At 28.8% G+C, this 23,808-nt stretch carries 21 protein-coding genes; 11 read left to right on the top strand and 10 right to left on the bottom strand.

The genetic code is table 11. The features are described from left to right. The first annotated feature begins 40 nt into the window (after positions 1–40). From rmuC to ACJJVY_RS02005, 3 genes are all read left to right on the top strand, one after another. Entirely contained in the window at positions 41–1,360 is a 1,320-nt protein-coding gene (rmuC, locus tag ACJJVY_RS02015) for a DNA recombination protein RmuC (protein ID WP_405611549.1), read from the top strand. 100 nt (positions 1,361–1,460) lie between these two features. Continuing rightward, positions 1,461–1,694: a hypothetical protein gene (locus ACJJVY_RS02010; protein ID WP_405604610.1), complete on the top strand. Its 234-nt coding sequence runs from the start codon at positions 1,461–1,463 to the stop codon at positions 1,692–1,694. A gap of 131 nt (positions 1,695–1,825) precedes the next feature. Next, positions 1,826–2,011 carry a CsbD family protein gene (locus ACJJVY_RS02005; RefSeq protein WP_405604608.1) on the top strand — a complete coding sequence of 62 codons (186 nt, stop codon included), beginning with the start codon at positions 1,826–1,828 and terminating at the stop codon, positions 2,009–2,011. A 53-nt stretch (positions 2,012–2,064) separates the two neighbouring features. On the opposite strand, the gene ACJJVY_RS02000 is transcribed toward ACJJVY_RS02005, so the two are convergent. Further along, on the bottom strand, positions 2,065–3,309 hold the full coding sequence (locus ACJJVY_RS02000) for a cation:proton antiporter (RefSeq protein ID WP_405604606.1): 1,245 nt from the start codon (positions 3,307–3,309) through the stop codon (positions 2,065–2,067). A gap of 85 nt (positions 3,310–3,394) precedes the next feature. Continuing rightward, entirely contained in the window at positions 3,395–4,669 is a 1,275-nt protein-coding gene (gene glyA / locus ACJJVY_RS01995; protein ID WP_405604604.1) for a serine hydroxymethyltransferase, read from the bottom strand. A gap of 199 nt (positions 4,670–4,868) precedes the next feature. Here glyA and fahA point away from each other — a divergent pair, with 199 nt between their 5' ends. Continuing rightward, complete coding sequence (fahA, locus tag ACJJVY_RS01990) at positions 4,869–6,146, top strand: fumarylacetoacetase (RefSeq protein WP_405604602.1); 1,278 nt, start codon at positions 4,869–4,871, stop codon at positions 6,144–6,146. Between the two features lie 71 nt (positions 6,147–6,217). Here fahA and ACJJVY_RS01985 read toward each other — a convergent pair whose 3' ends face one another. From ACJJVY_RS01985 to ytxJ, 7 genes are all read right to left on the bottom strand, one after another. After that, positions 6,218–6,490, bottom strand: coding sequence for a hypothetical protein (locus ACJJVY_RS01985; RefSeq protein WP_405604600.1), 273 nt, complete (start codon positions 6,488–6,490; stop codon positions 6,218–6,220). 57 nt (positions 6,491–6,547) lie between these two features. Further along, positions 6,548–7,516, bottom strand: coding sequence for a deoxyhypusine synthase family protein (locus ACJJVY_RS01980; RefSeq protein ID WP_215995436.1), 969 nt, complete (start codon positions 7,514–7,516; stop codon positions 6,548–6,550). A 206-nt stretch (positions 7,517–7,722) separates the two neighbouring features. After that, the gene (locus ACJJVY_RS01975; protein WP_405604597.1) at positions 7,723–9,246 is read right to left on the bottom strand and encodes a GNAT family N-acetyltransferase; all 1,524 of its coding nucleotides are present in this window, start codon (positions 9,244–9,246) and stop codon (positions 7,723–7,725) included. 9 nt (positions 9,247–9,255) lie between these two features. Next, complete coding sequence (gene speB, locus ACJJVY_RS01970; protein ID WP_405604595.1) at positions 9,256–10,200, bottom strand: agmatinase; 945 nt, start codon at positions 10,198–10,200, stop codon at positions 9,256–9,258. Positions 10,201–10,215: 15 nt separating this feature from the next. Continuing rightward, positions 10,216–11,664, bottom strand: a complete 1,449-nt coding sequence (locus ACJJVY_RS01965) for an arginine decarboxylase (RefSeq protein ID WP_405604593.1) — start codon at positions 11,662–11,664, stop codon at positions 10,216–10,218. Positions 11,665–12,145: 481 nt separating this feature from the next. Continuing rightward, complete coding sequence (locus ACJJVY_RS01960) at positions 12,146–13,696, bottom strand: DEAD/DEAH box helicase (protein WP_405604591.1); 1,551 nt, start codon at positions 13,694–13,696, stop codon at positions 12,146–12,148. A 61-nt stretch (positions 13,697–13,757) separates the two neighbouring features. Further along, positions 13,758–14,159, bottom strand: a complete 402-nt coding sequence (ytxJ, locus tag ACJJVY_RS01955) for a bacillithiol system redox-active protein YtxJ (protein WP_405604589.1) — start codon at positions 14,157–14,159, stop codon at positions 13,758–13,760. 164 nt (positions 14,160–14,323) lie between these two features. Between ytxJ and clpB the strand changes: the two genes are divergently transcribed. From clpB to ACJJVY_RS01935, 4 genes are all read left to right on the top strand, one after another. Beyond that, a complete protein-coding gene (gene clpB, locus ACJJVY_RS01950; RefSeq protein ID WP_405604587.1) occupies positions 14,324–16,933 on the top strand; it encodes an ATP-dependent chaperone ClpB in 2,610 nt (869 codons plus the stop codon). A gap of 86 nt (positions 16,934–17,019) precedes the next feature. Continuing rightward, positions 17,020–17,520 carry a SixA phosphatase family protein gene (locus ACJJVY_RS01945; RefSeq protein WP_405604585.1) on the top strand — a complete coding sequence of 167 codons (501 nt, stop codon included), beginning with the start codon at positions 17,020–17,022 and terminating at the stop codon, positions 17,518–17,520. A gap of 247 nt (positions 17,521–17,767) precedes the next feature. Continuing rightward, positions 17,768–19,918, top strand: coding sequence for a VIT and vWA domain-containing protein (locus ACJJVY_RS01940; protein ID WP_405604583.1), 2,151 nt, complete (start codon positions 17,768–17,770; stop codon positions 19,916–19,918). 7 nt (positions 19,919–19,925) lie between these two features. Then, positions 19,926–20,969 carry a hypothetical protein gene (locus ACJJVY_RS01935; protein WP_405604581.1) on the top strand — a complete coding sequence of 348 codons (1,044 nt, stop codon included), beginning with the start codon at positions 19,926–19,928 and terminating at the stop codon, positions 20,967–20,969. Positions 20,970–20,972: 3 nt separating this feature from the next. Here ACJJVY_RS01935 and ACJJVY_RS01930 read toward each other — a convergent pair whose 3' ends face one another. After that, entirely contained in the window at positions 20,973–21,716 is a 744-nt protein-coding gene (locus tag ACJJVY_RS01930) for a DUF6503 family protein (protein WP_405604579.1), read from the bottom strand. Between the two features lie 104 nt (positions 21,717–21,820). On the opposite strand from ACJJVY_RS01930, the gene smpB reads away from it, so the two are divergent. Genes smpB through ACJJVY_RS01915 form a run of 3 tightly spaced genes read left to right on the top strand, consistent with a single transcriptional unit; the run spans position 21,821 to position 23,763 of the window. Beyond that, positions 21,821–22,288, top strand: a complete 468-nt coding sequence (gene smpB, locus ACJJVY_RS01925) for an SsrA-binding protein SmpB (protein WP_405604577.1) — start codon at positions 21,821–21,823, stop codon at positions 22,286–22,288. Between the two features lie 38 nt (positions 22,289–22,326). After that, a complete protein-coding gene (locus tag ACJJVY_RS01920; RefSeq protein ID WP_405604575.1) occupies positions 22,327–23,184 on the top strand; it encodes a geranylgeranylglycerol-phosphate geranylgeranyltransferase in 858 nt (285 codons plus the stop codon). Continuing rightward, on the top strand, positions 23,185–23,763 hold the full coding sequence (locus tag ACJJVY_RS01915; RefSeq protein WP_405604573.1) for a Maf-like protein: 579 nt from the start codon (positions 23,185–23,187) through the stop codon (positions 23,761–23,763). Positions 23,764–23,808: the final 45 nt, after the last annotated feature.

Below are 23,808 nucleotides of genomic sequence, written 5' to 3'. Positions count from 1 at the left end.
TGTTTTAAAAGTGATAAATTTAAGTACTTAATTTGATATGATGAACGAATTGATTACTTACTTCTTAATAGCACTGATTTTTAGTTTTGTAGGATTCTTTATAGGAAAGATTTTAACCAAATTAAAGATAGAAAAAGAAAAATCTGCCTTAGAGTTTGAAGTTGATAAACAAAAAGAAAGTTTTAAAAACACCGAAATTACGATTGATGATTTACAAAGCGAGTTAAGATACATTCAAAAAGAAAAAGAAGTTTTAATTTCTGATAAAACACGTTTAGAAACAGAGCTAAAAAACACTAACGAAAAACTATTAGAAAACAAAAAAGAAGTAGAAAAACTACAAGAAAAATTCACCAAAGAGTTTGAAAATTTAGCCAACAAAATTTTAGATGAAAAATCGAACAAATTTACACAACAAAATCAAGAAAATTTAAAAATAATTTTAAATCCGCTTCAAGAAAAAATTAAAGTTTTTGAAGACAAAGTAGACAAAACTCACAAAGAAAGTATCGATTATCATGCAGCTTTACGTCAGCAAATTTTAGGTTTAAAAGAGTTAAATATGCAAATGAGTAAAGAAACTCTAAACCTTACAAAAGCTTTAAAAGGAGACAATAAAACTCAAGGGAATTGGGGAGAATTGGTTTTAGAAAGAGTTTTAGAAAAATCTGGTTTAGAGAAAGATAGAGAATATTACATACAGCAAAGCTTTACCAATGAAGATGGCCGTAGAATACTACCAGATGTTGTTATTCATTTACCTGATCATAAAAAAATGATTGTAGATTCTAAGGTTTCATTAACCGCTTACGAACAATTTGTAAATGAAGAAGATGAGATTTTGAAAGCACAATTTTTAAAAGAACATGTAAACTCTTTAAAGCGACACGTAGATCAATTATCAGAAAAAAAATACGAAGACATTTATAAAATAGAATCGCCAGATTTTGTGTTACTTTTTATACCAATTGAACCTGCTTTTGCTGTTGCAATTAATAGTGATAATCATCTTTACAACAAAGCTTTTGAAAAAAACATTGTAATTGTTACACCTACTACTCTATTGGCTACTTTACGAACTATAGATTCTATGTGGAATAATGAAAAACAACAAAGAAATGCTATAGAAATAGCAAGACAAGCCGGTGCTTTGTATGATAAATTTGACGGACTTTTAAAAGATTTAGTCGGTATTGGTAAACGAATTGATGATAGCAAGAAAGAATATTCTAACGCCATGAATAAACTTTTTGATGGTAGAGGAAACTTAATTACCAGTGTAGAAAAGTTAAAGAAAATGGGGGCAAAAGCTAAAAAATCGATTCCAGAAAACATTATAGAAAGAGCAAGTGAACAATAACATTTATTTCTTTTGAGTTACTCTTTAAACCTTATTAGTTAAACAATTTTCTTTTAAAAATTTAATTTTGATTCATTATTAATCGTAAAACAAGAAAATTATGTCGAATAAAGAGAAATTAAGTGTAGAAAATCAAACAAAAGGAAATGCTGGAGATGTAAATGAAAGAGGTCTACATCCATTAAAAGGAACCGTAAAAAAAGGTTCTAAAGACAATGATACTGATAAAGACATTTTAAAAGGAGAAGACAAAGAAAAATTAAAAGACCAGGTACATAGTGCAACCGATAACTCTAGTGATAGAATTGCAGATGAAATTCAGCATAAAAAATAATCTATTAAACAACTAATTCATTTGAGCACATTTTTAAATGGATACTGTTAAACAAGTACTTAGATACTTTATAGATTTGTACTATTATTAATCACTACTGAATGTGAGTTCGGTACTTAAAATTTAAAATTATGAATACAGATACAGCAAAAGGAAACTGGAAACAAATTAAAGGAGAATTTAAAGAACAATATGGTAACATCGTAAATTCTGATTCTGCCAAAGCAGAAGGGAAATTAGATAAATTTATTGGAGAAATTCAAGAAAAATATGGTAAAACCAAAGAAGAAGTTAGAGAAGAAATTAAAAATTGGTAATTATATTATTTATACAAAAAAAAACATCAAGAATTAATTCTTGATGTTTTTTTTTATTCTTTTAGTTTAAACCTATTTACTAACTTACCAACTGTTAAACCTTGTACAATTATAGAAAATACTACAACTATGTAGGTAATTACCAAAAATAAATCTCTATGCATTTCTGTTGATAATCCTAAGGCTAACGCAATAGAAATACCACCACGTAAACCACCCCAAGTCATAATTAAATTGGTTTTGGGTACAAAATCTAATTTCTTTTTAAAGAGATTAATCGGTAGAAATAAAGAAATATACCTACAAATTAAAACAATTGGTATTGCAATTAAACCTGCAACAATATATTTGCCTTCAAAAACCAAAAGCAACATTTCCATACCAATTAAAACAAATAAAATTGCATTTAAGAGAATGTCCAACAACTCCCAAAATTTATCTACATATTTTTCTGTTATTTCAGACATAGAACTTGCTCTAACAGTATCATTACCTACAATTAAACCGGCAGTAACCATTGCTAAAGGTGCAGATAAATGTAGTTTATGCGCAATAACTGTACCTCCCATAACTGCTGCTAAGGTTATAATTACTTCTACATCATAATCATTTATAGATCTTATTAGACGATAAGAAACCCAGCCTAATAATCCACCTAAAGCAATTCCTCCGATTACTTCTTGTCCAAATAATTGTGCAACATCTGCAACAGAAGTATTACCTACCCCAGATTTTGCAATCTGAAAAATAGTTAAAAAAACCACAACTCCTACTCCATCGTTAAATAGAGATTCTCCAACAATTTTCGTTTCTAATTTTTTGGGTGCTCCTACTTGCTTTAAAATCCCTAATACTGCAATTGGATCTGTAGGTGAAATTAAAGCTCCAAATAATAAACAGTAAATAAAATTAACATCGAAACTTAAAACTTGTAGAATAAAAAACATCATAATACCTACTAAAAATGTAGATGTTAAAACGCCTAAAGTAGAAAATAGTAAAATAGGCCAACGTTGAATTTTTAATTGCTCAAAATTGGTATGTAAAGCTCCGGCAAATAACAAGAAACTTAACATCTCATCTAATAAAACTGTTTTAAAATCAATGCTAGAAATAATTGATTTTTCAATATTTAATAAAGTAGGATCAAAATAACTTATCAATAAAACAATCAAAGTAAACACAATTGTCATTATCATTAACCCGATTGTATTTGGCATTTTTAATAAACGTACGTTTACATAACCAAAGATTGCAGAAAGAAAAACTAAAACTGTTGCTATAAAATAAGTATCCATATAAAATTTTATTAAATATATAAAAAAAACATCAAGAATGAACTTGATGCTTTTTTTTGTTTTTATAAAAGTAAAATTACTTTAATTACATTACAAATAATCTTCTAGAACTCATCATATCAGAAACTCTCTCTGCAATTGCCTCTAAAGCCGTTTCATTTGCTGCATTTGTAATTGCTTCATCAATAAAATTAACAACTGCTACCATATCTTCTTCCAATAAACCACGAGTTGTAATTGCAGCTGTACCAACACGAATTCCTGAAGTTACAAATGGAGATTTATCATCAAAAGGAACCATATTTTTATTTACTGTAATATCTGCTTTACCTAAAGCAATTTCTGCGTCTTTACCAGAAATATTTTTATTACGTAAATCTATCAACATACAGTGGTTATCTGTACCACCAGAAATAATATTATATCCTTTAGCTACAAATTCTTTTGCCATTGCAGCTGCATTTTCTTTTACTTGAATTTGGTATTCTAAAAACTCATCTGTTAAAGCTTCTCCAAAAGCAACCGCTTTAGCAGCAATAACATGCTCTAAAGGTCCACCTTGATTTCCTGGAAAAACAGAAGAATTAATTAAAGTAGACATTTTCTTTGGTTTTCCACTTTTTAAAGTTTCTCCAAAAGGATTGTCAAAATCTTTACCAATCATAATCATACCACCTCTTGGTCCACGTAATGTTTTATGTGTTGTAGTTGTTACTATATGACAATGAGGTAACGGATCGTTTAAAATTCCTTTTGCAATTAAACCTGCTGGGTGAGAAATATCTGCCATTAAAATAGCTCCAACAGAATCTGCAATTTCTCTAAATTTTTCAAAATCTATATCTCTAGAATATGCAGAAGCACCCGCTATAATCAATTTTGGCCTATGCTCATTTGCTTGAGATTCTAAATGGTCATAATCTATTCTACCTGTTTCTTTATCAACTCCATAAAAAACAGGGTTGTATAATTTACCAGAAAAATTAACAGGAGAACCATGTGTTAAATGTCCACCATGAGATAAATCAAACCCTAAAACCGTATCTCCTGGCTTTAAACAAGCAGCATAAACAGCTGTATTTGCTTGAGAACCAGAGTGAGGCTGAACGTTTACATATTCTGCACCAAATAATTCTTTAGCTCTATCAATTGCAATTTGTTCAATTACATCTACTACTTCACAACCTCCATAATATCTTTTACCAGGATATCCTTCAGCATATTTATTGGTTAAAATAGAACCTTGAGCTTTCATTACTTCATCACTCACAAAATTTTCTGAAGCGATTAACTCTAAACCATTTAACTGTCTTTCTTTTTCTTCCTGAATAAGGTCAAAAATTTGATTATCTAATTGCATTATCGTGTTGTTTTTAAATAATTTTCAAAAATAATAAAAACATGTTTCTTAAAAACATGTTTTAATGATATTTTATTAATTTTTATAAATATTGTAATAATCAGAATAAATTAACCCTAAAATTATTTTTTTCATTGTTTTTTTATTTTATAAATGAAAAAAAAATGTGTAGGTTTGAAAAATATTAAATAGTAATAGAATGATCATAACAGCAAATAACCCCAATAGAAAATCTTGGTTAAAAGTAAACGAAGATTCAGATTTCCCAATTCAAAATATTCCTTTTGGTGTATTTATAACTAGAGATGATATTATTACAATAGGAAGTAGAATTGGTGATTTTGCAATAGATTTAGGTGCGTTTCATCAATTAGGATATTTTAAAGGAATCCTTTTAACAGAAGATATTTTTTTACAAGATAATTTAAATGATTTTATTGCAGACGGACGTAAAACATGGCGTTTGGTAAGAAATAGAATTGCAGAAATTTTTGATGTTACAAATGGTAGTTTAAGAGACAACCCAAACCATAAAGATAAAATTATCTTTAGAATGGATGAAGTAGAGATGTTATTGCCAGTTGCTGTTGGTGATTTTACCGATTTTTCTACTAGCAAAAAACATGCTACCAATCTAGTTTCTTTATTTAATAGTCCAGAAGATACATTATCACCTAATTGGTATCAAATGCCAGTCGGTTATCATGGTAGAAGTTCTTCTATTGTACCATCAGGGACAAAAATTAGAAGACCTTACGGGCAAACTAAACCAAATGAAGGAAGTACAACTCCTAATTTTGGACCGACAAAATTATTAGATTTTGAATTGGAAATGGCTTTTATTACAACTGATGCAAATGTTTTAGGTGATAGAATTCCTATTGAAGAAACAGAAGAAAACATCTTTGGTTTGGTACAATTAAACGATTGGTCTGCTAAAGACATTCAATCTTGGGAAAAAGTGCCTTTAGGGCCATTTATAGGAAAAAACTTTGCTTCTACAATTTCTCCTTGGATTGTAACTTTAGATGCCTTAGAACCTTTTAGAGTAGAAAACCCGAATGAATTAGAAAAACCTTTATCTTATTTAGAGCAAGAGAAAAAAGGAAGTTATGATATTAATTTACAAGTAGCTATAAAGCCAGAAAAAGGAGAGGAAACAGTAGTCGCTAATTCTAATCTTAAATATATGTACTGGACAATGGCGCAACAATTAGCACACCATACTGTAAATGGTTGTCCTGTAGAATCTGGAGATTTAATGGGTTCTGGTACTATTTCTGGCCCAACAAAAGACAGTTGGGGTTCTATGTTAGAATTAACATGGAATGGAGAAAATCCAATAAAATTAAAAGACGGAACAGAGCGTAAATTTATCAATGATAAAGATACCGTTATTATGAGAGCTCATTGTAAAAATGACAAAGTTCGTATTGGTTTTGGAGAATGTATTGGTAAAATTTTACCTGCTAAATAAATAAAACATTTTTTATAGAAAAAGCCTCACAATTATTTGTGAGGCTTTTCTATTAAATTAATAATTTTTAATTAGTCTCCTAAATCATCAACATCTAAATCTTCATCCTCATCAAAAGAATCTTCATCTTCGGCATAATCTTCCATTGTTTGTTCTAAACGCTGACTTATTTTAACTAAGTAAGCAGTATCTTCTGTTCTTACTTCTACTGCTTTTACAGTTTCTCCTTTTGCATTTTTAAAAGAGATGATATCTGAATAATCATATCCATAAGGATATTTTTCTACCAATAAATCTAAAATATCAGTAGTTAACTTAGCGTATTCTACAATTACTCGTTTCATTTTTTATAAAATAGTTTTAATTAGCAATTTTGCTTTTTTATAAAAGCATTTGCCATGCTACATTTCTAATAAATAAGCAAAAATTAACGGAGCAACAATTGTTGCATCACTTTCTATTATAAATTTTGGAGTATCTATATCTAATTTACCCCAAGTAATTTTTTCGTTTGGTACTGCACCAGAATACGAACCATAACTTGTTGTAGAATCTGAAATCTGACAAAAATAACTCCAAAATGGTGTTTCTGGCTTTTCCATATCTTGATACAACATTGGCACTACACAAATAGGAAAATCTCCTGCAATCCCACCTCCTATTTGAAAGAATCCTATTCCGTTTTCAGAATTATTAGTATACCAATCTGCTAAAAATGTCATGTATTCAATTCCAGATTTCATGGTACTTGCTTTTAATTCGCCTTTTAAAACATAAGAAGCAAAAATGTTTCCCATTGTAGAATCTTCCCAACCCGGACAAATAATTGGTAAGTTTTTTTCTGCAGCAGCATACATCCAAGAGTCTTTTAAATCAATTTCATAATACTGTTCTAAAACTCCAGAAAGCAATAATTTATACATGTATTCATGTGGTAAATAACGTTCTCCGTTTGCTTCTGCATCTTTCCATATTTTTACAATATGTTCTTGTATTCTTCTAAAGGCTTCTTCTTCTGGTATGCAAGTGTCTGTAACTCGGTTTAATCCTTTTTCTAATAAATCCCACTCATCTTGTGGCGTTAAATCCCTATAATTAGGCACACGTTTGTAATGAGAATGTGCTACTAAATTCATAATATCTTCTTCTAAATTTGCACCGGTACAAGAAACAATTTGCACTTTATCTTTACGAATCATTTCTGCAAAAATCTTACCTAATTCTGCTGTACTCATTGCTCCTGCTAAAGAAACTAACATTTTAGATCCTTTATTTAATTGGTCTTCATACCCTTTTGCTGCATCTACTAAAGCAGCTGCATTAAAGTGTAAAAAGTATTTTTCTATAAAATTTGTAATTGGTTTTTTCATTTTTTTATTTTGTTTGATAAAATTTCTAAATGTTCTCGATACGATTTTTTCGAAAAAGAAAAATCACTCGAACTGACAGTCCTTTCTTTAAGTGATTATTTATTTGCTGTCACATCGAGTAAAATTTCTATTTCAGAAATTTTGTATCGAGATGTTTTTTTATTTATTTAGAGATTTTATCGTTATTCTATTTATTAATTATTTTTTTAAAGTTTTTTAACCTCGAAGATGTCTTTTCTTCTATCTTTTAAATTACGTACACTACCAAATTGATTTAAGTCTTTTAAGAGATCTAAATCTACATCAGCAATTAAAATCATTTCTGTATTTGTAGTTGCTTCTGCTTTAATTCCGTTTGCCGGAAACGAAAAATCACAAGGTGTAAACACCATCGATTGTGCATATTGTATGTCCATATTATTTACTTTTGGTAAATTACCAACACTACCAGCAATAGCTACATAACACTCATTTTCTATGGCTCTTGCTTGTGCACAATGACGCACTCTAGAATATCCATTTTGTGTATCCGTTAAAAACGGGATAAACAAAATATCCATGCCTTCTTCTGCTAAAATTCTACTTAATTCTGGAAACTCAGAATCGTAACAAATTAAAACTCCTATTTTACCACAATCGGTATCAAATGTTTTTAGTTGATTTCCACCTTGCATTCCCCAAACTTTAGCTTCATCTGGCGTTACATGCAATTTCTCATAACGTTCTGTACTACCATCTCTTTTACAGATATAACCTACATTATACAACAACTCCTCTTTTATTTCTGGCATACTACCCGTAATAATATTGATGTTGTATGTAATTGCTAATTCAGAAAACTTCTGAACAATTACAGGTGTATATTTAGCCAATTCTCTAATTGCTTCCGATTCTGGTAAGTGATTATTATCCGCCATTAAAGGCGCATTAAAAAACTCTGGAAACAATGCAAAATCAGAACGATATGCAGAAACTGCATCTACAAAATATTCTGCTTGTTGCATTAATTCTTCCAAATCTTTATACAAACGCATTTGCCACTGAATCAATCCTAAACGAACTACTTTTTTCTTTGTCGCTGCTTTTTTAGATTTTTTCTCATAATAAATATTGTCCCACTCTAATAAAACGGCAAACTCACCAGAATTTTCATCACCTTCTAAATATCCTTTTAAAATTTTTGAAGGATGAAAATCATTCGAAATTTGAAAGTTTAAAACCGGATCGTTAATTTCTTTACGCTTTACACTTTCTATATATTCTTTTGGTGATAAAGTTGCTGCATATTTATGATAATTTGGTATTCTTCCTCCAAATGCAATTCCTCTTAAGTTCTGCTTTTCTGCCAACTCTTTTCTGTAATCATACAATCTTCTACCCAAGCGTAAACCTCTGTATTCTGATTTTATAAAAACATCAATTCCGTATAAAACATCACCATTTTCGTCATGTGTATCAAACGTATAATTGTCTGTAATATCTTTGTAGGTATGCTGATCATCGAAACTATCGTAATCTAATTTGATAGACAATGCACAACCTGCTAATTCTCCATTTATTTTGATAACAACTTGTCCTTCAGGAAATTTTTCGATTAGTGTTTTAATCTGATTTTCTTTCCAATAAGAATCTGGCATGCTAGAATATGCCTGAATCATTGCAGCTTTTAAAGCTTTATAATCGTCTAAAGTTAAAAACTGCAATTCGATATTTTCTATATTTTTTATCATTATAGAAACTTAAAAATCGTCGTCATCATTTTTAAATTTTGATAATTTACTAAACGGATTTGAATCATTTTCATCCTCTCCATTGTCATAAGAATCATCGTTAGCAGCAAACTTATAGCTCAACATTTTGTAAAATAATTTAGCCGCTAAAAAGTCTGATGATTTTTCATTTCCGTTTGGACATAATTCTACCATATCAAAACCAACCACATTTTTTTGCTCAAAAACTTGTTTTAAAAACTCTAATGTTTCATAATAAAATAATCCGCCAGGTTCTGGTGTTCCTGTTGATGGCATAATCGATGGATCTAAGGCATCTAAATCAAACGTGATAAAAACATTTTCTGTTAATTGGTCAATAACATCTTCCATCCAATCTTCATTTACAGCCATATCATGTGCAAAGAAAACTTTATCCAAATTCATTTCTCTTTTTTCAGAAATATCCATACTTCTAATTCCAACTTGCACTAAATTAGTTGTAGAATTCGCTTCGTAAACTGCACAAGCGTGGTTGCATCTAGAACCTTCGTATTCTTTTCTTAAATCTGCATGAGCATCAATATGTAAAACCGTTAAATTGTTAAAACACTCGTTAAAAGCTCTAATTGTACCAATAGAAATTGAGTGTTCTCCACCAAAAACAGTTACAAATTTATTTCTGTTAATGTATTTTTTAGTGATATCATGCACCGCATCTACCATTGTTTCTGGTGACGCATTCTCTGTAATAGCATCCGCTAAATAAACACCTTCTTTATACACTTCAGAATCTGTTTCTATATCGTACAGTTCCATATTTTCAGACGCTTCTAAAAAAGCTTGTGGGCCTTTATCTGCTCCTTTTTGCCAAGTGCTTGTTCCGTCATAAGGAACAGGAATTATAACTATTTTTGATGTTGACAGGTTTCCATATTTTTCTGAAATTCCTGCGTATGTTTTATTTGTATTCATGCTATTTTTTGAAGCTTAAATAACTTCTTCTTTTATTAATTTTTCTGATTCAATTTTACTTTCTGATAACTCTCCATAACCTAAAATAGAAAGCAATTCGCTACTTTTTTGTTGTTCTTTAAATATTTTTGTGATCAAGTTTCCTTCTTCATCTCTATCAATAATTAAATGTTTTGGATGCGGAATTAAACAGTGTTGTAATCCACCAAAACCACCAACAGATTCTTGATATGCTCCGGTATTAAAAAAGCCGATAAACAATGGGTTTTCTTTTTCATAAACTGGTAAATAAATACCATTTATGTGTTGTTCTGAATTGTAATAATCATCACTATCACAAGTTAAACCACCTAATAAAACACGTTCATATTGTTTATTCCATTTATTAATTGGCAACATTATAAAACGTTTATTAATTGCCCAAGAGTCAGGTAAAGTTGTTATAAATGAAGAGTTTATCATATTCCAGCGTTCTCTATCATTTTGTTTTTTCTGATATAAAACTTCATAAATTGCCGCTCCAGATTCGCCAACAGTAAAACTTCCAAATTCTGTAAAAATGTGAGGCACTTCTACCTCTGCTTCATCACATGCTTGTTTTATTTGATTGATAATTTCATCAATCATGTAAGCATAATCATAATCAAAAGCCAAAGAGTTTTTTATAGGAAAACCACCGCCAATATTTAAACTATCTAAACTCGGACACACTTTTTTTAGGTTGATGTAAACGTTTAAACATTTCATCAACTCGTTCCAATAATACGCGTTGTCTTTAATACCCGTATTGATAAAAAAATGTAACATTTTTAAATCAACTTGGTTATTATTAGCAATTTCACGCTCGTAAAAAGACACAATATTTTTGTATCCAATTCCTAAACGAGAAGTGTAGAATTCGAATTTTGGTTCTTCTTCTGATGCGATTCTGATACCAACATTTAGTTTTTTTTCCGTTTCATCTAATAAAAGATTTAATTCTTCGTAATTATCTATAATCGGAATTACATTTTGATGCCCAGAGTTAATCAATCCACCAATATTTTTAATGTATTGATCGCGTTTAAATCCGTTGCAAATTACATACGTATTGTCTTTTATTTTACCTTCTTTTTTAAGGTTATTTACAATATCAATATCAAAAGCAGATGATGTTTCTATATGGATTTCATTCTTTAAAGCTTCATTTAAAATGTGTTTAAAATGAGAGCTTTTTGTACAATAACTGTAAAAGTATTTACCTTTATAGTCATGTTTTTCCATACTTTCTTGAAACCAACCTTTTGCTTTGTTGATGTTTTCTGATATTTTTGGCAGGTAGGTAAATTTTAACGGAGCACCATATTTTGCTGCTAATTCCATTAAATTAATTCCGTGCCAAAACAATTTGTTGTTTTCTGTTTTAAATTCTTCCTGAGGAAAATCGAATGTTTGTTCGATTAAATTGATGTATTTTGTGTTCACTTTTATTTTTAAATTAATTGTATGATAAACCTATCCAGACTAAAACAAAAAAAGTTTTAGAATAGAAATTATAACCCTAGAAAAAGGTGATTATCACTGTAATATTTGCAAGTAAACTACGTGCAACTTTGAGAAAAGCTGCAATTCTTGAAGAAAACAAAACGGAGATACCTTAATTTTTTCGTTGCATTTCCAAAATGCGATGTAACCTTCATTCTCCGATAAAGAGTTACTTCCGAAATAAGAAAAACTAAACATTTTACTTAATCATAAGTGCGGTAAATGTAAATTATTTTTCAATACAAAAAACAAAATCAAAAAAAAAGTGAAAAAATAATGCATTTTTATTTTTTCCTTTAAATATAAGGCTTTCAACACAAAAGAACTTCTATATTAAAGAAAATAAACTTAATAGTACCCCAAAACAGAAGTTGTAGATCAAAAAAAAACGCTGAATACTCAGCGTTTTTTTAATAATAATTTATTCTTCTATTGGTGGATGACCATGAATTTTTTCATAATCTTCATCAAAATTAGCTCTTAAATAAGCGTTTAATTTCTTTCTATAATCATCTTTTAGCCAAGTAACAAAATTGTGTGTACTTTTAGAAATACATTTTGCATATCTGTTAATTCTATCATCTATCTCCTCACCTAGCATTTTTGCTAAGATTAATGCATCAAAAACATCTTCACTATTTTCTATACACATTTTTGCATGGTGCTCTATCGATTTTTCCAACACTCTTTTAGACGATTCTCCCATTCTAATGGTGTCTATATATACTTTTTTCATTTCGAAATAAGTATCCGTAGATTTTGCAAATTCTTTTTTAACGTCTGCAGGTAATTCATATTTAAAAGTGCTTTCTATTTCTTCATCAGAAAGGATAGCATTTAAATAATAATCTGGTGCACTAAACATTTTTTGCCAATCTAAATCTGCTCCCCAAGGTCCAAATCTATGAAAATTGTTTCCTAAATCAATTACATCAAACTCGTTTCTATCTTTGTAAATACGAGAACCACGACCAATCATTTGGTAATATAAAGTCAAAGATTTTGTTGCTCTATTTAATATAATAGCCTCGATACTTGGTTCATCAAACCCTGTAGTTAAAATACTTACAGAGGTTATAATTGCATTTGGTGTTTTATTAAACCACTTTAAAATAAGTTCTCTTTCTGCTTTGGTATTTGTATTATCTAAATGTGCAATAGGATATCCTGCTCTTTTAAAAGCATGAAATACTTGTATAGAAGTATTAATACCGTTATTAAAGATTAACGTCTTCTTCCCTTTTGCTGTTTCTTCATAAGCAGCAACCAACTTGGTAAGCATGTCATTATTTGTATATAAATCTTCAGAAGATTTTACCGTATAATCACCATTTGCACCTACTTCTAATGAGGTTAAACCAACATTGTAAGAGTACATATTTGCTTTCGCCAAATATCCGTTTGCAATTAAATCATGAATTGGTTCTCCTACAAATAACTCTTGGTAGTTTTCATACATTGGTAGTTTTGTATTTGAACTTAAAGGAGTTGCGGTTACACCAAGAATAAAAGCATCATTAAAAAATTTAAAAATCTTTGTAAAAGAATTGTAATGTGCCTCATCCACAATAACTAAACCAATATCAGAAATATCTAATTTATCATCATTTAACCTATTTTTTAAGGTTTCTACCATGGCAACAAAACAATCAAAATCATGCTGATCGTCTAATTTAGCCGTAGAATTGATAATTTTATTTCTAACACCAAATTCTTTTATCATTTTAGAAGTTTGCTTGCTCAACTCAATTCTGTGCGTTAAGACCAAAACTTTCTTATTGAATTTAGAAATGTATCTTCTAACTATCTCAGAGAAAATAACAGTTTTTCCACCTCCTGTTGGTAATTGGTATAATAAATGATAATCTTTAGCCGCTTCCTCAAATCTTCTAAAGATTTCTTGAAGTGCGTCTTTTTGATATCCGTATAATTCTTTACCTGGTTTTGTTACTGAAGTGTTTATATCTGCCAAATCGATTAAAAATTTTAGGTAGCAAAAATAAGACTTAAATAAGGTTTAATGCAAGTTTATATTATATAAATCTTGATAAATTTGTAATTGTGATGTCATAATGTGATACATCGTGTACAGAAACCCCGTTTTGTACCACAATTAACTGAGGTGATTGATGCATTACTTGAAAGGTATAGCCTACTTCATCAGAAATATCTCGGTAATTTAACAAGTCTAAATAATACACTTTTAAATCTTGATGTTCTTCTGTAAAAAGTGCTTCAAATCGTTTAATAACCATACTACTGATCCCGCAACGTGTAGAATGTTTAAAAATTAAAACCGATTCTGTTTTAGAAATCTCCTTAATTTCTTCTAGTTGCTCTAAAGAAGTTAAAGGAATCCATTTTAAAAATGTCTTTTTTTCTTCTTTTTTAGATCCTTCATCTTTACCTTTAAACATGTTATTAAATATACCCATTTTATGTTTTCTTTTGTTTGTCGATGCAAATATAGAAAACTTTCATCAGTCAAAAAGTCAGTAAAAAAACAGTTTGTACAGACAAAATGACTTGTTTTTATTTTAAAAACGTAATGGTATTAAAATTGCTAATAGTTAATCAAAAGAAAATAAAAAATTAAAAAATGAACTTTAATAATTATACAACAAAATCGCAAGAGACCATACAAATGGCGCAACAAATTGCGCAAGGTTTTGGTCATAATCAAATAGAAAACGAACATATTTTTAAAGCTTTAACTCAAGTTGATGAAAATGTTTTGCCTTTTTTATTGAAAAAACTAAATATTAACAATCAGGTTATAGAACAAATTTTAGACAAACAATTAGAAAGTTTCCCTAAAGTTTCTGGTGCAGAATTAATGATTTCTAGAGAAGCAAGCAAAACACTTACAGAAGCCTCTGTAATTGCAAAAAAAATGAATGATGATTACGTTTCTATAGAACATTTAATTTTAGCTATTTTTAAATCTAAAAGTAATATCGCACAAGTTTTAAAAGACCAAGGTGTTACAGAAAAACATTTAAAAGCGGCTATCGAAGAATTAAGAAAAGGAGAAAGAGTTACTTCTCAAAGTCAAGAAGAGACTTATAATTCTTTAAATAAGTTTGCAAAAAACCTAAATAAATTAGCAGAAGACGGTAAACTAGATCCTGTAATTGGTAGAGATGAAGAAATCAGAAGATTGCTTCAAATTTTATCACGTAGAACTAAAAATAACCCCATTTTAGTTGGTGAACCTGGAACAGGTAAAACAGCCATTGCAGAAGGTTTAGCACACAGAATTGTTGATGGTGATGTGCCTGAAAACCTAAAAGATAAATTGATTTTTTCTTTAGATATGGGAGCTTTAATTGCAGGAGCAAAATATAAAGGTGAATTTGAAGAACGTTTAAAATCAGTTGTTAAAGAAGTAACCAATTCAGAAGGAGATATTGTACTATTTATTGATGAAATTCACACGCTAGTTGGTGCAGGTGGCGGACAAGGTGCAATGGATGCTGCAAACATTTTAAAACCTGCTTTAGCGCGTGGAGAATTACGAGCAATTGGTGCAACTACGTTGGATGAATATCAAAAATACTTTGAAAAAGACAAAGCTTTAGAACGTCGTTTTCAAAAAGTAATTGTTGATGAACCAGATACAGAAAGTGCCATTTCTATTCTTCGTGGAATTAAAGAAAAGTACGAAACACATCATAAGGTTCGTATTAAAGATGAAGCGATTATTGGTGCTGTAGAATTATCTCAACGTTATATTACCAATCGATTTTTACCAGATAAAGCCATCGATTTAATGGATGAGGCTGCTTCTAAATTAAGAATGGAAATCAACTCTAAACCAGAAGAATTAGATGTTTTAGACCGTAAAGTGATGCAATTAGAGATTGAAATTGAAGCTATAAAACGAGAAAAAGATGAAGTTAAATTAAAGTCTTTACGTTCTGATTTAGCTAATTTAAAAGAAGAACGCAACGAAATTAATGCAAAATGGAAATCTGAAAAAGAAGTTGTAGACAATATTCAGAATGCAAAATTAGATATCGAAAACTTTAAAATTGAAGCAGAAAAAGCAGAAAGAGAAGGAAATTATGGTTTAGTTGCAGAGTTGCGTTACGGGAAAATTAAAAAAGCGCAAGAAGATTTAGAAGTATTACAAAAAAACCTGAAAGAGAATCAATCGGAAAACTCTTTAATTAAAGAAGAAGTTACTTACGATGATATTGCAGAAGTTGTTGCTAAATGGACGGGAGTTCCGGTTACAAAAATGATTCAATCGGAACGTGAAAAATTATTACAATTAGAAAAACAATTACACAAACGTGTAGTTGGCCAAGAAGAAGCCATTGTTGCCGTTTCTGACGCCGTAAGACGCTCTAGAGCTGGTTTACAAAACCCAAATAAACCGATTGGTAGTTTCTTATTCTTAGGAACAACCGGAGTTGGTAAAACTGAATTAGCTAAAGCATTGGCAGAATACCTATTTGACGATGAAAACGCAATGACTCGTATTGATATGAGCGAATACCAAGAACGCCATTCTGTTAGTAGATTAGTTGGTGCGCCTCCGGGATATGTGGGTTATGATGAAGGCGGACAATTAACAGAAGCTGTTAGAAGAAGACCTTATTCGGTTGTTTTGTTGGATGAAATTGAAAAAGCACATCCAGATACTTTTAATATTTTATTACAAGTGTTAGATGAAGGAAGATTGACTGATAACAAAGGACGTGTTGCAGATTTTAAGAATACTATAATTATAATGACTTCTAATATGGGAAGCCATATAATTCAGGAGAAATTTAGCGATCCAAAAGCAGATTTAGAATCTGTAACAGAATTGGCTAAAATTGAAGTTTTAGGTTTATTAAAACAATCTGTAAGACCCGAATTTTTAAACAGAATCGATGATGTAATTATGTTTACTCCCTTAAATGAATCAAACATTTTTGAAATTGTAAAATTACAAATAGAGCACTTAAAGAAAATGATTGGTAAACAAGAAATAACTTTAGATGCTACAGGTGAAGCTATTAAATATTTAGCAAAAAAAGGATATCAGCCAGAGTTTGGAGCAAGACCTGTAAAAAGAGTTATTCAGAAAGAAGTTTTAAATCAGCTTTCTAAAGAAATTTTATCAGGAAAAATTACCACAGATAGCATTATTCTTTTAGATGCATTTGATAATAAGTTAGTTTTTAGAAATCAGTCTGATTTGGTAGAAAACATATAATTTAAGTTTGGTTAGTTTGGAAAAAGCGGTGTTTAAAAAACATCGCTTTTTCTTTTTTGCTATATTTGATTTTCAAATCAATATTTATGAAAAAGTTTTTATTCCTTTTTGTCATTGCTTTTAGTTTATTTTCTGCTTGCACTTCAGAAGAAAATACAACTTATTATTTAATTCGTCATGCAGAAAAAGAGAGAACGGATGATACAAATAGAAATCCTAATTTGAATGAAAAAGGATTAAAAAGAGCAGAAAATTGGGCTAAGCATTTTAAAAAAATTGATTTAGATGCTGTTTATTCTACAGAATACAATAGAACACAACAAACAGCTAAACCTACTGCAGAAAGTAAAAATTTAGAAATTATTAGCTACAACCCTAGAAATATGTACGATTCTATTTTTAAAGTTGATACTAAAGGAAAAACAATTTTAGTTGTTGGTCACAGCAATACAACACCTACTTTTGTTAATAAAATTTTAGGAGAAAAAAAGTATGAAGATATGAATGATAACGATAATGCAAGTTTATTTATCGTTACAGTTTCTAATGACAAAAAAACAAGTAAAGTAGAGAAAATAGAACTGTAATTATTTTCTTAAAAACTATAACTTAATAAGTAAGCTTAGCCCTGATTGTAGCATTTGTTTGAGCTCTTTTTTATTCTTTTCTGAATAAAAAAAGCGAGTGCGAAAAGCAAGAAATTGCTTCTAAAAAAAACTTTTTTTATTTTTATAACGAATTCTAATTCTATCGTTACGAATTCTATTTGGTATAATATTTAACCAAACCTACCTTCTATTTTTGATGTATTAATCAAATTAAAACATCAAAAAAATGAAACTACTATTTACTTTATTCAGTATTGTTTTTTCAACAATATTAAACGCACAACAAACTAAAAGTCCGTATTTAGAAACAATAACTAAAAACGCTAACATTCCTTTAAAAGCAACGCAAACCAACGTGCAAATATCGGGTACAATTGCAAATGTGCAAGTTATACAAACGTATAAAAACAAAGGAAAAACACCTATAGAAGCTAGTTATGTTTTTCCGATGAGTACAAAAGCTGCAGTGCACGACATGAATATTTCTATTGGAAAAAGAACGATAAAAGCGACCATTTTTGAAAAAAAAGAAGCTAATAAAATTTATAACAAAGCGATAAAAGAAGGAAAAAGAGCTGCTAAATTAGACCAAGAAAGACCCAATGTTTTTAAAATGAGAGTAGGTAATATTTTACCTAACGAAGAAATAATTGTGTCGCTTTATTATACCGAAATGTTAACTAATAATGCTGGTGAATATCAATTTATGATTCCTGGAGTTGTTGGTCCAAGATTTACAGGAGAAAATACTTCCAAAGAAGAAACATTTAACATTCCTTATACAAAAAAAGGTATAAAAAACACTTTTACAAATAGCATTGATGTTTGCATAAACGCGGGTATGATGATTCAGAATATTTCTTCTATTTCTCATAAAATAGACATTAATTACCCAGATGTTACTTCAGCAGAAATTGTGGTTTTAGATGAAGATTCTGCAAATAGAGATTTTATTCTAAACTATTCGCTAAGAGGCAATAAAATTCAATCTGGTTTATTGTTGTACGAAGGAGAAAATGAGAATTTCTTCACTTTAATGGTAGAGCCTTCAAAAGAAATTATTTCTAACAAAATCCCTCCAAGAGAATACTTATTTATTCTTGATGTTTCTGGCTCTATGAATGGTTATCCGTTAGCGGTTTCAAAAGAATTAATGCGCAATTTATTAAGCGATTTAAAAGAAACAGACACTTTTAATGTACAATTATTTGCCTCTACATCTTCTATTTTTAAAGAAGAATCTGTTAATGCAACAAATGCAAATATAGAAATGGCCATTAACTATTTAAATGGAAATGAATCTAATTACGGAGGAGGAACTCAGTTAATCAATGCGCTAAAAACCGCTTATAAATTACCTAGAAAAAATGAAAACTCCGCCAGAACAATGGTGATAATTACAGACGGATATATAAGTGTAGAAAAAGAAACTTTTAATTTAATTGAAAATAATCTAGACAAAGCCAACGTATTTACTTTTGGTATTGGCAGTAGTGTAAATAGATATTTAATAGAAGGTATTAGCAAAGTTAGCAACAGCGGTTCTTTTATTGCTACTAATAAAACAGATGCTTTAAAAGTTGCTAAAGATTTTAAAAAAATGATTGCAAACCCAGTTTTAACTCAATTAAAATTAACAACAAACGACTTTGCTATTTACGATGTTGAACCAAAAACAATACCAGATGTTTTTGCGAACCGACCTATTTTAATTTACGGAAAATACAAAGGAAAAGCAACCGGATCAATTAGCCTTTCTGGTTGGCAAGCCGATAAGAAAATTACACAAACACATCAAATTTTTAACGGAAAATTAAGCAAAGACAATAAAGCTTTAAAATATTTATGGGCACGCAAAAAAATTGAACGATTAATCGATTATAAAAAGAACTTTAATGATGATATAAAACAAGAAGTAATCAACCTTGGTATAACCTACAATTTAGCAACCGAATTTACTTCTTTTGTTGCCATTGATCATGAAATTGTAAACAAAAAAGGCAAACTAAGCAGTGTTAAACAACCTTTAACAATGCCAAAATATGTAAATAATACTTCCGTTGGTGCAGAAGCTAATATAAAAGGAACCTCTAAAATTAAAAAATCGTTTCAAATAAAAATCTCAAATAACATTAATAATAATCAAAAAAGAGTAATAAAAATGTGGTTAAAAGGAAATTATTCAGCAATAATAAATATGTATTTAAAAAAGTATAAAAACATAAAATTACATATAAACACAAATGGTATAATTGTAAAAATAGAAAAAGAAGAAAATGGTTTGTGGAAAAAAATAAGCAATTTAAAAGAAACTTTTAAGCAATTACCAGCCAATTTAAACACAAATCAAACCACGGTAATAATAGTATCTAAATAAAATAAAAATGCACCTAATATTAAAAACAATCGTTTATTTAAGTTTACTTCTTATAACATCTAACATATTAATCAACGATAAAAACGCTTTATTAAATGATAAAAAAGATGTAAAACCTTTAAAAAATTCGATTGTTTTTATTGCTGGTTTTGATAAAGATGAGAATCAATATTACAACAATGCAAGAACTTATTTTAAACAGAAAAACTACACAATAATTGAGGATACTTATTCTTTAGAGGCAATCATAAATTGGTTAAATAAAAATGAAAACGAAACTTATTTTTCTGAAATACATATTGTAAATCACAGTAATCCTTGGCGAGGAATGAGTTTAAAAACCATTAAAAATGGAGAAAGAATTACAACCGAAACTTTACAAAAATCACTAAAAGATGGAGATTTACAAGAATTGAATAAAAAAGGAATCCAGCATACAAATATCATTTTTCATTCTTGTGGTTTAGGCGAAAACAAAGACCTTTTACAAGTTTTAAAAACGGCTTTTTCTAATAATGAAACACCTAATATTATTGCTTCGCCTTACTTTAATATTTTTGACGGCACACTTAACAATCATTATTTAGCGAAACCTTATTACGTCTTTTATCCAACTTCTAAATCACCCGGTAAAACAGATTTATCCAAAGAAATTGCAAAAAAATATCCTAATGAAAAACAGATTAATTGGTTGCAAAGTTTACAGAATAAAAGAGAAAACTATGTTGGAGAACCTTATAATTATCAATTTAATATTCCTATACAATGGGAATTTGACTTTAATAACTCATCAGAAATAATACCAACATTTAATACTGATGATGAAATTATGGATTGGATTATTGATAAAGAAGAAATTAGTAGAGAATTACTAAAACTACATATACCGATAGAAAAATATCGATGGAATTATAAAGTAAAAAACAACAAACTTATAATACTTGGCAAAACAACTGTAATTTGTGTTTTAAAACCGATAACAACTAAAAAAGAAACTGTTAAACATGTTTTAGCAAGTACAAAAAACACTGATTTATATATTAAAATTTAAATACTATAAAATAGTAACTTCAATATTTTCTAAATTTATTTCTGATAACTTTTTAAGTTGATTTTCTTCAAAAGATTTATCAATGTCTACTAAAGGAATAGACGTATCTAATGTCTCGTAATTATCATAATTTACAAAACGAATTCCGTTTTTTACGACTTCTTTGTTAATGGCTCTAAAACGTTTTCCTCCCTCATTTGTGTGATAAGAATACGCCAAGTAATCTAGTAAAAAATCTTTTTTACCTATCCAGTAAATAAATACATCCTCAAAATCTTCTCCTCCTCCATTTTCAGAAAAAGTTACTTCTATTTTATAGTATTCTTTTCCTTTAATTGTAGATGGTGGTAATAATTTTTTATGGACAGCTTTATCATTTAATCCGTAAGGTAAAACAGAAAAATAATGCACCGAATTTACGGCGTTAGATTGTACATTAGCTATTGAATCATTTACTTGATAAGGTGTTCCGTTTATTAATTTTTTAAATCCTTTATTGCTTAAAATATCAGAAATAAATCCTATTTTTTCGTCTTTATACTTTCTAGTTAGCTTAAAACTTCCGTTAGATTTTCTATTTGCAATATACTCTTTGTCTCTAAATTTAAATTTAAGATCAGAATTTGCAATTTTATCTGCACCAGATGTAACAATCGTTTTATCAATTACTTGTTGAGCCGTAAAATTCTTTTGAGATGGTTTACAAGATATTATAATAACTAAAAAAAGTACAGATAAATATTTCATTGGGTTTTGTTTAATTTGGTCGAAAATAGTTTTCAAAATTACATTTCTTTGCCTAAAGTAAAAATGTATCTTTGTTAAAAATTTTTTAAATAAAAAATCAGTCAATGGCTGTACAAAAAAAGATAAACATACAGAATAAAAAAGCGCGTTTCGAATTTGAAATTCTAGACAAATTTGTTGCTGGAATTCAGTTAACCGGAACCGAAATAAAATCGATTAGATTAAGCCAAGCAAGAATTACAGAAAGTTTTTGTGAGTTTAACGATCGTGGCGAATTGTTTATTGTAAACATGTATATACAAGAATATATGTTTGGACATCACTTTAATCACAAACCAAAAAGTGAACGCAGATTGTTAATGAACAAACGCGAATTACGTAGTTTAAAAAAAGATGTTGAAGCTAAAGGAAATACGATTGTTCCTTTACGTTTGTTTATTAATGATAGAGGTTTTGCTAAACTAGAAATTGCTTTAGCCAAAGGAAAACAAACTCACGATAAACGTGAAACTTTAAAAGACCGAGACAATAAGCGAGATTTAGCAAGAATTAAAAAGAGTTTTAACGCATAATGGATTTTTTAAGACTAATTCGTTACAAAAACCTTTTAATGGTTTTATTAACAATGGTTTTAACTAAATATGCCTTGATTGAGTCTTTAGTAAATCCTATTTATTTAAAAACTTCTCAATTCTTAATTTTAGGTATTTCTGTAATTTCAATTACTGCTGGTGGTTATATAATTAATGATATTTTTGATGTAGAAACAGATAAAATAAACAAACCAAAAAATGTATTTATAGGTAGAAATATAAAATTAAGAACTGCAATTATTTCTTATATTTCATTAACTTCTTTTGGATTAATTTTAGCTACCTATTTATCTTACATTAGAAACTCTTTAAGTTTAATTTCTTTTTTTGCCTTTAGTATTCTCAGTTTATTTTTTTATTCTTATAATTTAAAAAAGAGAACTTTAATTGGTAATATATTAATTTCTATCTTATGTAGTTTACCAATATTATTAGTCTACCTTTTTCATTCCGACTACACAACAAGAAGTGTTGGTGATGGAATTTTGCTTTATTATGTTGTAATTATCTATGCTATTTTTTCTTTTTTAACCACATTTATTAGAGAGATTATAAAAGATATAGAAGATATTAACGGAGATTTAAAAATAAAAGCTAAAACATTACCTATCATAATGGGTAGAAAAAGAGCTGCAAAAATTGCTTTTTTATTTACATGCATTTTATTTTTTTTTATTTTAATCCTATTACTATCTTTTAAAAACAAAATCTATTTTGTTAGTTATGGATTGATTTTTATCTTATTTCCACTAATCATTTTTATGTTTAAATTATATTTAGCGGAAACTAAAGAAAGATTTTCTAAATTAAGTAATACAATGAAAGTGATTATGTTTTTCGGTATTTTATCAATGTTATTATTTAAGTTTATATAAATGTTAAGAGAAAAATTAAAAGATTACAATGTTATTTTAGCATCTGGCTCTCCAAGAAGACAACAGTTTTTTAAGGATTTAGATATTGATTTTTCTATCCAATTAAAAGAAGTGGAAGAAGTATATCCAGAAGAACTAAAAGGTACAGAAATTACCGACTTTTTAGCCAATTTAAAATCGAAATCATTTACCAATTTATCAGAAAAGGATTTATTAATCACTTCTGATACTATTGTTTGGTTAGAAGATAAAGCTCTGGGTAAACCTAAAAACCCAAAAGATGCTTTTAAGATGTTAAGAAATTTATCAGGTAAAAAGCACGAAGTAATTACATCTGTCAGTATAAAAAATAAAAACTTTCAAAGAATTATAAACGATACAACAATTGTTTCTTTTAAAGAATTATCTGATGACGAAATAAATTATTATATCAAAAAATATAAACCTTTTGATAAAGCAGGAGCTTATGGTATACAAGAATGGATTGGCTTTATAGCTATAGATAACATACAAGGGAGCTATTTTAATGTAGTTGGATTACCTGTACAGAAACTTTATAAAGAACTAATAAAATTATAGAAATCATTATTTTAAACATACTTTATTATCTAATTAATAATAAAT

It is taken from the genome of Polaribacter sp. Asnod1-A03, assembly GCF_045063585.1.
Lineage (GTDB): Bacteria > Bacteroidota > Bacteroidia > Flavobacteriales > Flavobacteriaceae > Polaribacter.
The sequence above is the reverse complement of the archived record's forward strand: the minus strand, read 5'-3'. Positions and strand labels throughout refer to the sequence as shown.